This window comes from uncultured Campylobacter sp., from assembly GCF_938030785.1.
Classification (GTDB): Bacteria; Campylobacterota; Campylobacteria; order Campylobacterales; family Campylobacteraceae; genus Campylobacter_B.
The window spans coordinates 1-11,699 of the sequence record NZ_CALHIK010000149.1 but is presented as its reverse complement, the minus strand read 5'-3'; the positions used below and the strand labels follow the sequence as shown (position 1 = coordinate 11,699).

The 11,699-nt window shown below is 48.5% G+C and carries 14 protein-coding genes; 5 read left to right on the top strand and 9 right to left on the bottom strand.

Annotated features, from left to right (window positions below):
• Positions 1–1,250 (bottom strand): UDP-N-acetylmuramate--L-alanine ligase (gene murC / locus Q0438_RS08750; RefSeq protein WP_299190205.1); only part of this gene is annotated, 1,250 nt, incomplete at its 3' end.
• An 89-nt stretch (positions 1,251–1,339) separates the two neighbouring features.
• On the opposite strand from murC, the gene Q0438_RS08745 reads away from it, so the two are divergent.
• Entirely contained in the window at positions 1,340–1,711 is a 372-nt protein-coding gene (locus Q0438_RS08745) for a hypothetical protein (RefSeq protein ID WP_299190203.1), read from the top strand.
• A gap of 35 nt (positions 1,712–1,746) precedes the next feature.
• Here the strand turns inward: Q0438_RS08745 and recR are convergent, their stop codons facing one another.
• From recR to Q0438_RS08730, 3 genes are read right to left on the bottom strand one after another with little or no spacing between them, the layout of a single operon-like run.
• A complete protein-coding gene (recR, locus tag Q0438_RS08740) occupies positions 1,747–2,316 on the bottom strand; it encodes a recombination mediator RecR (RefSeq protein ID WP_299190201.1) in 570 nt (189 codons plus the stop codon).
• A complete protein-coding gene (locus tag Q0438_RS08735; RefSeq protein WP_299190199.1) occupies positions 2,313–3,554 on the bottom strand; it encodes an ArsS family sensor histidine kinase in 1,242 nt (413 codons plus the stop codon). Before Q0438_RS08735 ends, recR begins: the two co-directional genes overlap by 4 nt.
• Complete coding sequence (locus Q0438_RS08730) at positions 3,551–4,222, bottom strand: response regulator transcription factor (RefSeq protein ID WP_005870149.1); 672 nt, start codon at positions 4,220–4,222, stop codon at positions 3,551–3,553. The genes Q0438_RS08735 and Q0438_RS08730 overlap by 4 nt, the downstream gene beginning before the upstream one ends.
• A gap of 129 nt (positions 4,223–4,351) precedes the next feature.
• Here Q0438_RS08730 and dnaJ point away from each other — a divergent pair, with 129 nt between their 5' ends.
• The 3 genes from dnaJ to Q0438_RS08715 all read left to right on the top strand — a co-directional run bounded on the left by dnaJ (position 4,352) and on the right by Q0438_RS08715 (position 6,881).
• Entirely contained in the window at positions 4,352–5,443 is a 1,092-nt protein-coding gene (gene dnaJ, locus Q0438_RS08725; RefSeq protein WP_299190197.1) for a molecular chaperone DnaJ, read from the top strand.
• A gap of 344 nt (positions 5,444–5,787) precedes the next feature.
• On the top strand, positions 5,788–6,228 hold the full coding sequence (locus Q0438_RS08720; RefSeq protein WP_299190196.1) for a hypothetical protein: 441 nt from the start codon (positions 5,788–5,790) through the stop codon (positions 6,226–6,228).
• Between the two features lie 167 nt (positions 6,229–6,395).
• Positions 6,396–6,881 (top strand): hypothetical protein, encoded by a 486-nt coding sequence (locus Q0438_RS08715; RefSeq protein WP_299190195.1) that lies wholly within the window; start codon positions 6,396–6,398, stop codon positions 6,879–6,881.
• Between the two features lie 41 nt (positions 6,882–6,922).
• Here the strand turns inward: Q0438_RS08715 and Q0438_RS08710 are convergent, their stop codons facing one another.
• The 5 genes from Q0438_RS08710 to Q0438_RS08690 all read right to left on the bottom strand — a co-directional run bounded on the left by Q0438_RS08710 (position 6,923) and on the right by Q0438_RS08690 (position 10,585).
• Positions 6,923–7,915 (bottom strand): M48 family metallopeptidase, encoded by a 993-nt coding sequence (locus Q0438_RS08710; RefSeq protein ID WP_299190193.1) that lies wholly within the window; start codon positions 7,913–7,915, stop codon positions 6,923–6,925.
• Positions 7,916–7,953: 38 nt separating this feature from the next.
• Positions 7,954–9,276, bottom strand: a complete 1,323-nt coding sequence (locus tag Q0438_RS08705) for an MATE family efflux transporter (RefSeq protein ID WP_299190191.1) — start codon at positions 9,274–9,276, stop codon at positions 7,954–7,956.
• A 251-nt stretch (positions 9,277–9,527) separates the two neighbouring features.
• Positions 9,528–9,809, bottom strand: a complete 282-nt coding sequence (locus Q0438_RS08700) for a type II toxin-antitoxin system RelE/ParE family toxin (protein WP_299190190.1) — start codon at positions 9,807–9,809, stop codon at positions 9,528–9,530.
• Positions 9,806–10,057, bottom strand: coding sequence for a hypothetical protein (locus Q0438_RS08695; protein WP_299190189.1), 252 nt, complete (start codon positions 10,055–10,057; stop codon positions 9,806–9,808). The genes Q0438_RS08700 and Q0438_RS08695 overlap by 4 nt, the downstream gene beginning before the upstream one ends.
• Positions 10,058–10,144: 87 nt before the next feature.
• Complete coding sequence (locus Q0438_RS08690; protein ID WP_299190188.1) at positions 10,145–10,585, bottom strand: GNAT family N-acetyltransferase; 441 nt, start codon at positions 10,583–10,585, stop codon at positions 10,145–10,147.
• A gap of 218 nt (positions 10,586–10,803) precedes the next feature.
• Here Q0438_RS08690 and Q0438_RS08685 point away from each other — a divergent pair.
• A partial coding sequence (locus Q0438_RS08685) for an amidohydrolase family protein (RefSeq protein WP_299190187.1) occupies positions 10,804–11,699 on the top strand: 896 nt, incomplete at its 3' end.

The window sequence follows — 11,699 nt, the reverse complement described above, 5'->3', positions numbered from 1 at the left end:
CCGTCGTTTATGATGTGGCGGACGCCGAAAATATCGCTAAATTCTATCTTCTCGCCGTTTCTAAAGACGCGCTCGGTAAATAGCGCGCCCAGTCCCTTGAATTCCTCTTTCAGATCGATGCCGTTGCTCGGCTCGCCCGCGGCGTAAACGGGCAGCACCACTAGCTCCAAAGCGCCTGCGAAGCACTCCTTAAAAGCGTTTAAATTTGCCTTGAGTCTGCTCCATCGGTGCGGCTGAAAGATCACTGTAATCTTGCTAAGACCTAGCAGAGCCGCGTATTCGCGCGCGCTTTGCAGAGTCGCTCTGATCTCGGTAGGGTGGTGGCCGTAGTCGTCGATGAGCACGAAGTTTGGGGTGGCGCACAGGATGTCGAAGCGCTTTTTGATCCCTTGGTAATTCAGTAAATTTTTGCGGATCTGCTCTAGCCCCGTCTCGCATGCTGCGGCTAGGATCGCTAGCGACGCATCAATCGCGATGTGCCTTCCTAGCCCGTAAACCTCGAAGCGCCCGAGCTCTTTAAGATTAAAGCTCATAAACGGCTGATGATCGCGCAGCAGCACCTTCAGATCCGTTATGTCGCGCGAAGGAAAGAGCTTGATACAGCCGAGCTTTATCGAGCTTAAAAACTCATCCTCGGCGTTTATCACGCGGATCTTGGCGCGCTCCAAAAAGCCGCGATACGCCGCGTGAAATTTATCCAAATCGTTATCGTAATGATCCATATGCTCGGGCTCGGCGTTGGTCACGACCGCGACGTAGGGGTTGGAATTTAAAAAGCTCGAATCGCTCTCGTCGGCTTCGAAGATGATGTTTTCGCTGTTTTCGTATTTCATATTCGAGCCGAACTGCTTAGAGATCGCGCCTATGATGACCGAGCCGTTTATCAGCGCCGAGGTTATCGCGCTCGTGGTGCTTTTGCCGTGCGCGCCGGCGACTGCGAAGACGCGTTTGTCTTTTAGCACGAAGGGCAAGGCCTCCTTGCGCGAGAGGCAGACGATCCCCTTTTTGCGCGCGGCTTGTAGCTCGACGTTGTCCTCTTTGATCGCGGCGGAGTAGATGACGATCTCCTGATCTTTGATCGCCGAAGCGTCGTGCGGCGTGATGATCTCCATGCCGTCTGCTCTTAGCTTGTAGGTCGTCTCGCTCTCTTTGATATCAGAGCCTGAGATGATAAAATTTTTCTCGTGTAAAAATCTCGCTAATGCCGATATCCCTATGCCGCCGATGCCGATAAAATGAACCTTTTTCACCTTTTTCCTTAAATAATATAATAGATAATTACGTTTAAATTTTTAAATCCCGCGCCGGCGAAATTTAAAAATTTAAACCATTTCACGCTTTGAAATTCGCCTCTAAATTTTTACGAACTCGCAGCGTCGCGCAACCTCGTCTGCTACTTCCAAATCCGCTTTTAAAATTTAGCGATCTAAATTTACTTTTAGAATTTCGCTTTTTAAAATTTGAGCGCTCGAAATTCCGCACTCAAATCCGCTTCGAAACGGCGCGCTTAAAATTTTACAGCTTAAACTCGCCGTTAAAACCTCGCGGCAAGCAGGACGCCGTTTGCCGCCCCGCCTGCCGCATCATAGCGCACCGCCGAAGCCGCGTAAATTTCGGTAAATTTCATCGCGTGCCAAACTATTTAAATTTACGCCTAAAATTTCGCTGCTTGGGCTTCGCAGCAAAACCTATTCGCCGCTTTGCGCTTTAAATTTATGCGGCTAAATTTAAAATTTAGACGAAATTTTAAATTTCGGTGCGCCCGTTGATCGCCTTTATCAGCGAGAGCATATCGACGTTATCTAAGCTCACGCCAGTAGGCACGCCTTGGGCGAGCTTAGTAAATTTCAAACCCAGATCCGCGAGCTTGTCCTCGATATAGAGCATGATCCCGTCGGAGTTAATGCCCGGCGTCAGCGCGAAAATCAGCTCGCTCGCGCCGTTTTGCTCCACCATAGCGCGCAGAGCTTCCACCGTCTCTTCGCTGGCGCTTTGCAGCACGAAGTAGCGGCCATTGTAAATTTTATTGCTCTCTAAAATAAAGATATCTTTGGGGTTTTCGACGATGCAAATTTTATCGCTCTCGCGCTCCTCGTCGGCGCAGTATTCGCAGATCTCGCCCTCGCATACCGCTCCGCAGATGCGGCATCTGTGCAGTCCGCGTACCGCCTCTTCGATATTGTGCGCTAAATTTAGCCCTAGGAAGGAATTTTGCACGCTTACGTAGTAGGCAAAGCGCAGAGCGGACTTTTTGCCCACGCCGGGGAGCTTTTCAAAGCTTGCGACGAGCTCTTCGAACCTGTCTCCGCCGCTCATATAGCGCCCTTCGGCGAAAAGACGATCGAGAAGTAGTGCGTGCCGTCGCTGTAATTGTACTCAAAGCGGAATTTATGCAGCTCGCAAATTTTATCGATGATGTAAAGCCCAAGCCCCATGCCGGTGGCTTTCTCGTCTTTATTTCTGATAAAGGCCTGCTTGTAGTGCTCGAATGATTTTGCAAGCGCCGCGCCGCGGTTGGCGACGCTGATCTTATTTTCGTCGCAGATGACGGCGACCTTTTTATCGGCGGAGTATTTCAGGGCGTTGTCGATCAAATTTTTAATCGCCAGCGCGAACAGACCGAAATCCACGTTTATCACCGCGTCGCACTCGATGTTTTCGCTGATGAGCTCGTCCCAATTATCGAGCATCGACATATCTCTTACCTGCTCTAAAATGAGGCTGAAATGGTAGTCTTGATAGTTTAGCGAGTAGCTTTTTGAGAGGAGTTGCTCGATTTTAGCAAACTCGTTGATTAAAATTTCAAGCCGCTCAAAAACGTTTACGAGTCGCACTTTTTGCGTCTCGTCCTCGAGCATCTCCGTAATGAGCCTGCCCTTGCCGATCGGGGTTTTGAGCTCATGCATGATGGTGCGCAAAAACAGCTGGCGCGAGCGGATTAGCTCTTGAATTTTGGCGATCGCGTTGTTAAATTCCTGCGCGACCTGCCCGATCTCGTCCTCGCTGTGAGCGGCGGCTAAATTTACGTCCAGGTTGCCCTGGGCGAATTTTTTGATATTTTTGCTTAGTTTTTTTAGCGGCGTGAAGCTCTTCATGATCGACAGATAAAGCGAAACCAAAACCGCGACGGTGAGGAAAAACCCGACCCAGAGCGGATCGTTTAAATTTTTGGTGCCGATACTTTCAAAAACGACGATGAAGGAGTTGTTTTTGATATTTAAAAAGAGCGAGTTATTATACTCGACCGAGCTAAACTCTCCGATCGAGGTGTCTTGGACGAAAAATTTCTTCCCGCTGGTGCCGATATTTTGGATTACGTTTTTGTCTTTGACGAGCTCGAGTCCGAAATTTGAAAAATACTGCTCGATGTCGCTAGGCGGGGTGTTACGTTTATAAAGCTCGAGTAGATAATTTACCGCGTTTATCTGGTTTGCCTGCATCGCCCCCAGGGCTTTGCTCATCTGGATGCGTCCGAAAGTGATAAAAAGCGTGCATACCAGAATAAGCGCGATTACGAAAAATACGGTGATCTTCGTGATTAAGGAGTGTTTCATCCGATGAGCTTGTAGCCGATACCGCGAACCGAAAAGATATGCTTAGGCGCCTTGGAGCTATCGCCGATCTTGGTGCGCAGGCGTCCGATGATGACGTCTAAGCTCTTTGAGTCCTTATCTTTTAGGCTCTTGCAATGGTATACGAGCTGCTCGCGAGATACCGAAAAGCTATGTTGCTTGATTAGGTATTCTAAAATTTCATACTCCGCAGGTGTTAACACGAGCGACTCCTCGCCGAAGTAAATTTCATGGCGCTTATCGTCGATGCGAAATACGCTATCCGTGGCGGTTTCTTCCTTTTCGCTGGCTTTTTTATAGCGGCGGATGAGGCTCATAATGCGCGCGTGCATCTCTTTTGGATCATAAGGTTTCGGTAGGTAATCGTCCGCACCGATCTGAAGGCCTACGACGCGATCGCTCACGTCGCTTCTAGCCGAGCTGATGATGATCGGGATGTCGTATTTCTCGCGGATCTCTTTGCAGACTTCAAGTCCGTCCATTCCAGGAAGCGTAAGATCCAAAATCAGTAGATCGTAGTTTTTGATCCCCGCACTAATGCCCAGATACGGGTCTTCAAAGTTTGTAACTTGGATGTTAAATTTAGCCAGATATTCGGTTAGAAGCTGTGCGAACTCGCTGTCGTCTTCTATCATCAATACATTTATCATTTTTTATCCTTTGCATCGTTGATTTGAAATTTTAAATATTGCATTATACATAAAAATAGTTAAGTCTTAACTTGCGTTTTATTAAATTTAGATAAAATTGCGCCTTTTGTATAGTTCAAGGAGAATTTCGTGGAAGAAGATTATTATGAAATTTTAGGCGTGGCGCGCGATGCTGACGCCGAGACGATAAAAAAGGCGTTTCGAAAGCTCGCTTTGGAATTCCATCCCGATCGCAACCAAGGCGACAAGGAGTCGGAGGAGAAATTTAAAAAGATCAACGAAGCGTATCAAATTTTAAGCGACGATCAAAAGCGCAGAATGTATGATCGCTACGGCAAAGAGGGCATCAGCGGCGCATACGGCGGCGCGGGCGGCGGAGGATTTGATTTCAGCTCGATTTTCGGCGATTTTTTCGAACAAGCATTTGGCGGAGGCGGTCGCTCACGCCCTAGCGATCCATACGGCATAGATACCGAACTGGCCGTAACGCTGGAGTTTAAAGAGGCTTTAGAGGGCGTTCACAAGGAGATAAAATACAAGATCAAAAAGCCGTGCCCTACCTGCGACGCCACCGGCTCGAAGGACAAAAAAAGACATACTTGCTCCGCTTGCGGCGGTACCGGGCGCGTCGCGGTTAGGCGCGGATATATGAGCTTTATCCAAAGCTGCTCCGAATGCGGCGGCACGGGCGAGATCGTAAAAGATAGATGCAAGGATTGCGGCGGCAAAGGCTTTACCGAGGAGGACGTGAGCCTTAAATTTGATATTCCTGCAGGCATCGACGACGGACAGCGCGTGCGCCTAAGCGGCAAAGGCAACGTCTCTAAAACCGGCGAGATTGGGGATCTGTACGTGATAGTGCGCGTGAAGGAAGACAGCCACTTCCTGCGCGACGGAGACGACCTGTATATCGAGGTGCCGGTGTTTTTCACGCAGGCGATCTTGGGCGAGAGCATCGAGGTGCCGACGCCGCGCGGCAAGGCGGAGCTGAAACTCAAAGTAGGCACCAAGGACAAGCAGCGCTTCACGATCTACGGCGAGGGCGCGCCGAATATCCGCACCAAGAAAAACGGCGATCTGATCGTGCAGGTAAACGTCCAGACGCCTAAAAAATTGAACGAGAAGCAAGAGGCGCTTTTGCGCGAGCTTCAAGAAAGCTTCGGTAGCAAGGGCGGAGACGACGAGGGGATACTCGATAAAATCAAGAATTTTTTCAAGTAAGCTGCCTTGATCTGCCTTGATCTGCCTTGCGCGGCAATTATTTAAGCTCTAGTTTGGCGGGCTGCGGAATTTTAAATTTAGTCGCTGCCTGCCGCTTGACGGCTTTCTGCTGCTTGTTTGCTTGCTTGCCATCGTTCGGTGAGACGTTTATCGTTTAGTGGTCGTTTGCTAAGCGCCCTTTGCCTGATCGTCGCAAACACTGCGCGGCTTTATAAGGCAATACTTGCGAGTAGAATTTTATCTGTGTCCGCAGCGGTTTTTTTTGAGTACTACTGCGCTACAAAACGACGGCTCGGAACGGCTCGCGCGCCGCAAAAATTACTACAAATTTAAAAAGGACGAAAATGGATCGCAAAAATGAGCCTGCAAATTTTAGATCCGCAGATGATGAGATGTTTGCGTTTTTATCGAGCTTGGGCGATCGCTGGCAAGTAAGCGAGGGCGGAGCGCGCTTTATAGAGGAAAATTTCACTTTCGTCGGCTCCAAGCCCGTCTTGCTGGGTTTGAAAGATTACGCGACCGCAGACTGCCTGAGCTTTGCCGGTGCCAGAAGCTTCATAGACACAAACCCCACGGCAAAAGCGAGAATTTTGAGCGGCGAAATCTACTATCTGGGCGATAGCCTAACGAGTGCCGAGGTTAAATTTGCGCCCGAATATTTTTACGATTTTTTAAAATTTATAATAGAGCAGATCCCTGAACACCACTATTTTTTCAGCCCCACCGCGCGCTGGCTACTGCTGGTTGCGATGGAGAAATACGTGGAATTTGCGGCTTTAGATTAGCGTTTGGATCCGCGAAAATTTGCGAAATTTCGCTGATTTAAGGCGTGAAAAATTTTATCTAGGTATAGATAAGCGCATATGACGGTAATTAAAATTCGCCCGAACATAAGAAATTTAATTTTAAGATTTACGGAAGTAAAATAACAGATCAAATTTAAAGGCACCCTATGAAAAATCCAGAATGGCTAGGTAAAGAAATTTATCGCGTGGAAAGAAGTAAAATTTTCGGGCACTTAAGACCATATTTATCATATGCGGTATTATTATTACTAGTGTATACTGGCTGGTATAGAGGCGATATTGTTGGTATTTCTATCTCATTGATTATATTTTTAGCGCTCATAATGTTATTTACAGAACAGACGTTTCGTAGAATTATATTTTATGAGAATGGATTTGTGATATCTAATTATTTTACGAGAGTATTTAAATATGATGAATTAAAATTAATATATTTGCAATTTTCATCTGGATTATTTTTTAAAGAAAATGCTCCGCTTATAATAAATTTTGGCTTCAAGAAATTATGGATAGAGGGACTTATCTTTGATATCAATACATCGTTAATACAAAAAAATGAGATGGAAAGAATAATAGAAATTTTTAAGTTAAAAGGAGTCGATTATGACAACAGTGCAAAAACAGGGATATAAAAATAGGCAAAATATTGCTATTGCGAAAGCTCTTTGAGGGGCTATTCATCCCTACCTAGCTTGATACGTGCCCTAAAATCTGGCATGATCTGCGCGATAAGCGCGTAAAAATTCGCTCCGTGGTTTGCATGGATGAAGTGCGCGAGCTCGTGCAACACGACGTATTCGACGAAGCGCGGATCCCGCTCTATCAGGCTTAGCGAGAAGTTGAGATAGCCCTTTGCGTGGTTGCAGCTGCCCCAGCGCGTTTGCATTTTGCGCACCCGCACCCGCACGATCTTGCGGCCTATCCGCGGGGAAAATTTCGCGATATAGCGCAGATAAAGCTCAAGCGCAAAAGCCTTTTTAAACGCCGCAAACTCGCCCTCGCCCTCGCAAAAGATCGCCCCCCCCGATATGAAAATTTTATCTTTAAATTTAGAGCTTTGGATAAAATTTTTGATCGTAAAATCAGGCTCATCGTGCTCGATCGCTGCAGCTTGCGCGCTTTGTGCTGCATTTTGCGGCGCGTTTTCGCTCGCAGATTTTGAAATTTTTTCGCTCATGAGCGGAATTTCTTCGCTCGCGACAGAGTTAAAATTTGAAATTTCTCCGCTCTCGGCGGGTTTAAATTTTAAAATTCCGTCCCTTGCGGCAGGGTCAAATTTTAAAATTTGATCGCTCGCGGCGGAGTTAAATTTACCTGCGTCGTCGCTTTGTGGAGCGCACCCGCCCGAGTGGAATTTTAAAATTCCGTTTCCTGCGCCGCTACTCGCGCCCCCATCTACACAACTCCGCACACTATCATTTGAAACTTCACTCGCGCCGCAGTTTGGACCGAGCCCGACCTTGCGGCTAAATTTCAGCTTGTAAATTTTGCCTAAAATTCTAACCTGATCGCTTGCTAAAAGTTTGCTTCGCAGTCGCGCTAGCGTTTGGCGGATCCAGCTTTCGTGCTTCAGGATGAAGTCTTTCGCTTGCGCCGCGGTGTAGGAGCGCGGCACGCTCACGCTGATCTCGCAGTCCTTGCTAATGCGGATACGCGCGTATTTCATCCGCTTAAAACGCAGGCCAATCGGCAAGCCTAGCAAATTTAGACTAACTTTTTGCTCTGCCATTTTTTGCTTATCCATCGTGCCGTATTGGCGCTGCCGCGCAGCCACTCGTCGCAGAAAAACCCGATCCAAACGCCCAAAATTCCATACCCCAGATGAATGCCCAAAAGCCAGCCCACGGGGATCGAGACGCCCCACATAAAGATCACACCCATCGCAAAGGGAAACCTCGCGTCGCCGCTTGCGCGCAGGGCGTTTACGAACACGATATTAAGCGTCCGTCCGAACTCAAGCCCGAGCGTTAGGTAAAAAAGCGGCCGCATGACCTGCTTGTGCGCCTCGTTTAGGCTTAACATCCCCATAATCTGCTCGCGCGCTAAAAACACGATCGCGACGAAAAGCGCCGTCGCCCCAAGCCCGAAGCGCAGCGCGATAAAAGTGTGCCGATACGTCTCCTGCGGCTTGGCGGCGCCTACGAGGCGGCCTACGATCACTTCGTTTGCCATACTGATCGCGCTTCCGCCGAAGAAGATGAATGATGAAATTTGAAAATAGATCGTCTGCACGGTAAGGCTCGCCTCGCCCATACTCGCGACGAAGGCGAAGGCGACGAGATACTGCACGATCCACAGCATGTTTTCGCCCGCGCTCGGAAGCCCTACGGATAAAATTTTACGCAGCGTAGCGAACTGGATCTTTAAAAACATCGTGAGGTAAAATTTTATCTTTAGCACCTTCGTGATGATGAGGAAGAATAAAAATACGCCGATCATGCGCCCCGCGATGGTGCTCACGCCGATGCCCTCAAGCCCGTAATACGGCAGTCCAAACGGCCTAAAGAGCACGACGTAGTTGCCCGCGAGAGTTACTAGATTCATCGCCACGGAGACCGCGATGATGAAATTTGCGTATCCGTAAACGCGCACGATGGCGCTAAGCACGATCGCGACGGCGTCTATCGCAAAGACGATGCTGATGACCTTAAGATAGATCGCGCTTTCGCTCAAAAGCTCGGCGGGCACCTGCAGCGCGCGGAGTAAAAACGGCGCGCAGCTAAAGACGAAAACGCCGCTGCAAAGCCCCACGAGCGCGTTGAATGCGATGCTCGTGTGGATCGCACGCATGGCTAGGACTTTATTTTTCGCCCCCAGCGCCTGCGCTACGAGTACGGAACAGCCCACGGCGAGGAAGCCAAAAACCGTGATGAAGAGCAGAAATATCTCGTTGCCCGCTCCCAGCGCGCCTACTAGCGAGACGTCCACGCGCGAGATCATGTAGGTGTTGATAAACGTGGTTACTAGGCGCAAAAACATATCGACGTAGATTGCGAGCGAGAGCCTTAGTAGCGAGATTTCTTTCATATTTTGCCTTTATTTGGGGGAAATTGTAGCCGAAAATTCTTTTAGGTTTGCTTTTGCGCAGGTGGGAGCGGAGCTGTTTTCGCGCGCCGCGCAGCATGCGTAAAATTAGAATTTACGGCGCCGCGCGCGAATATGCGGTGATTTAGCGGGGCGAGCGGTTTGTACATTTGGCGCTGCGGCGTCGGCGAATAAGCGGTTTTAATAAATGGAGTGCGGAATTTAAACGCGGATGTTTTTAAACAGGCGTCAAGCTATCTCAATAAATTTTGCTTAAATATCGATAGGATAACGATCGTATCGTCGGGTTCGTCTATTAGATACGGGATTACGAAACCCTTAAATATGAAATCTCTAATTTTATCATCGTCAAAGCTTTTTGATCTACGAAATTTATACGGCATAAAGCCAAGCTTGCCTGCTCGCGTAAAAAGCTCGTTTTTAAAATTTTCCGCCGCATCCTCTGAGTGCTCTGCGATAAATTCTACTATCTTGCTAAGCTGTGCACGAAATCTTTTAGACTGGATTATTTTCAATTTTTCCAGCCCTTGCCTAGCTCATCGAAGCCGCTTAGATCGCCGTTTGCGTATGATTTTAAATCTGCATCCATTCCGCTTTTTATCTCGTCGTAACTTTCGCCGGATTTAAACTCCGATAGAATCGTTTCTAAATTTGTCTCGCCGCTTAGAGTGATCTGTGCGGAGGGATCAATTTTTAAAAAAAGCTTCTTAAAAGTTTCGAGAGTATCGCGATCGACGCCGCTTTGGATCTGCATAGTGATCATTTTGGCCCCTTAAATTTTAGTGATTATAGCAGCTCATAGCTAAATTTAATATAGCCAAAGCTTGATAAATTTTAAAATTTATGTCCGCTAGATCGAATTTCGCTTCCTCATGTGGATCGTAAAGTGCTTCGACGCGTCCTTAAAGCCGCACTTTTGTAGGAATTCCCCGGCGCCCTCAGCCTTGTGCAGAGGGGTCACGACAAAGGTGGTGGTGTGCGCAAAGCGCTTATTAAAGGCATTCACAAGCGCCGTGCCGATACCGCGCCTTTGATAATCCTTATGAACTATCACGCAGTAAAGATAGCTCGTAGCGAAGTTGTCGCGGTCGCAAAACGCCTCCAGCACCCCCACGGTCTTGCCTTGCGTTTTGGCGATCGCCACGTAATCATAGGTGCGCCACACCCTGTATGTCTCGTGCGGCGGCACGGAGGCTGCGTTTTGCTCTGTATCCCAGCCGATCGAGACCATTATCTCATCCAGATCGCTAGGCTTAAAATCGGCGGAATTTTCTAAAATTTCAAACTCCATCTTCGCTCCTTAATTGAAATAGCTTTTCAAATCGCAAGTATATCGCCGTAGCTTTAAAACGGCATTAAATATCAATTAGCGGCTCTTTCGGCGAGGTTTAAATTTTAAAATTTAAAGGCGCGGCGGGGCACGGAGCGCAAATTTAAACCCGAATTTAAATTTCTAACCATTTACTGCAATTTGATATAAACTCGGCAAAATTTTTCCAAGGATCCCCGATGCAAACGCTTGATTTTCACGTCCATCTGCTAAGCAAGGAGGTGCGCTTCGACCGCCCTTACGACAGGCTCGCGCTGCGCCTTTTCGGCAGGCGCTTCGGCATAGACGTATCGCGCGCGATCAAAGAGCCATACGAGGCCTATGTGGACGCTCTGCTCGGCGGGCTTAAGGCTTCGAAATACGTTAAAAAAGCGGTGCTTTTCGGCGTGGATGCTAAATTTAGCGACGCGGGCGAGCTAATCCATCGCGATAAGACCGTCTGCGCGGACAACGACAGCGTGTTTGAAATTTATCAAAAAAATCCAGGTCTCATCGTGCCGTTTTTTAGCATCAATCCAAAGCGAGCGGATGCGCTAGATGAGATTGATCGCTGCTTCGAGCTCGGATTTAAGGGGGCGAAATTTTTACAAAACTATTGGGATCTGGATACGAGGCTGCCTCGATACGTGCCGTATTTTGAGAAGCTCGCCAAGCTCGGCTTGCCGCTGGTGATCCACATCGGCAACGAAAGCTCGGTGCCGAGCTCGCGCCGCTACGAGGCACTGGAGATGATCTATGCGCCGCTTGAGCTGGGCGTTACGACGGTGTGCGCGCACATGGCGATTAACTACGAGTATTCGCATATTTTTCGTGCGCTCTCGCGCCGCCCGCGAAATTTCGGACACGATTATTTTGCGCTTCTGGCGCTTCTGCGTACGCACAAAAATCTCTACGCAGACGTTTCTGCGCTGATGACGCCGGTACGCGCCAAGGCTTTGCCGCATCTGGCGAGCCAAACGGACGTGCATTCGCGCTTGCTTTACGCTTCTGACTTTCCGGTGCCGTATTCTGCGATATACAACACCTACGATCTGCGCCTGTCGCAGCGTATCGCGCTGCATAAAGAGCCCAACCC

Bases quoted from the DNA above. Each gene is read 5' to 3' on its own strand.
- Q0438_RS08695 (WP_299190189.1), bottom strand. From the start codon at position 10,057: ATGATCACTATGCAGATCCAAAGCGGCGTCGATCGCGATACTCTCGAA.
- Q0438_RS08705 (WP_299190191.1), bottom strand. From the start codon at position 9,276: ATGAAAGAAATCTCGCTACTAAGGCTCTCGCTCGCAATCTACGTCGAT.
- Q0438_RS08730 (WP_005870149.1), bottom strand. From the start codon at position 4,222: ATGATAAATGTATTGATGATAGAAGACGACAGCGAGTTCGCACAGCTT.
- Q0438_RS08720 (WP_299190196.1), top strand. From the start codon at position 5,788: ATGGATCGCAAAAATGAGCCTGCAAATTTTAGATCCGCAGATGATGAG.
- Q0438_RS08710 (WP_299190193.1), bottom strand. From the start codon at position 7,915: ATGAAATACGCGCGTATCCGCATTAGCAAGGACTGCGAGATCAGCGTG.
- recR (WP_299190201.1), bottom strand. From the start codon at position 2,316: ATGAGCGGCGGAGACAGGTTCGAAGAGCTCGTCGCAAGCTTTGAAAAG.
- Q0438_RS08715 (WP_299190195.1), top strand. From the start codon at position 6,396: ATGAAAAATCCAGAATGGCTAGGTAAAGAAATTTATCGCGTGGAAAGA.
- Q0438_RS08735 (WP_299190199.1), bottom strand. From the start codon at position 3,554: ATGAAACACTCCTTAATCACGAAGATCACCGTATTTTTCGTAATCGCG.
- Q0438_RS08690 (WP_299190188.1), bottom strand. From the start codon at position 10,585: ATGGAGTTTGAAATTTTAGAAAATTCCGCCGATTTTAAGCCTAGCGAT.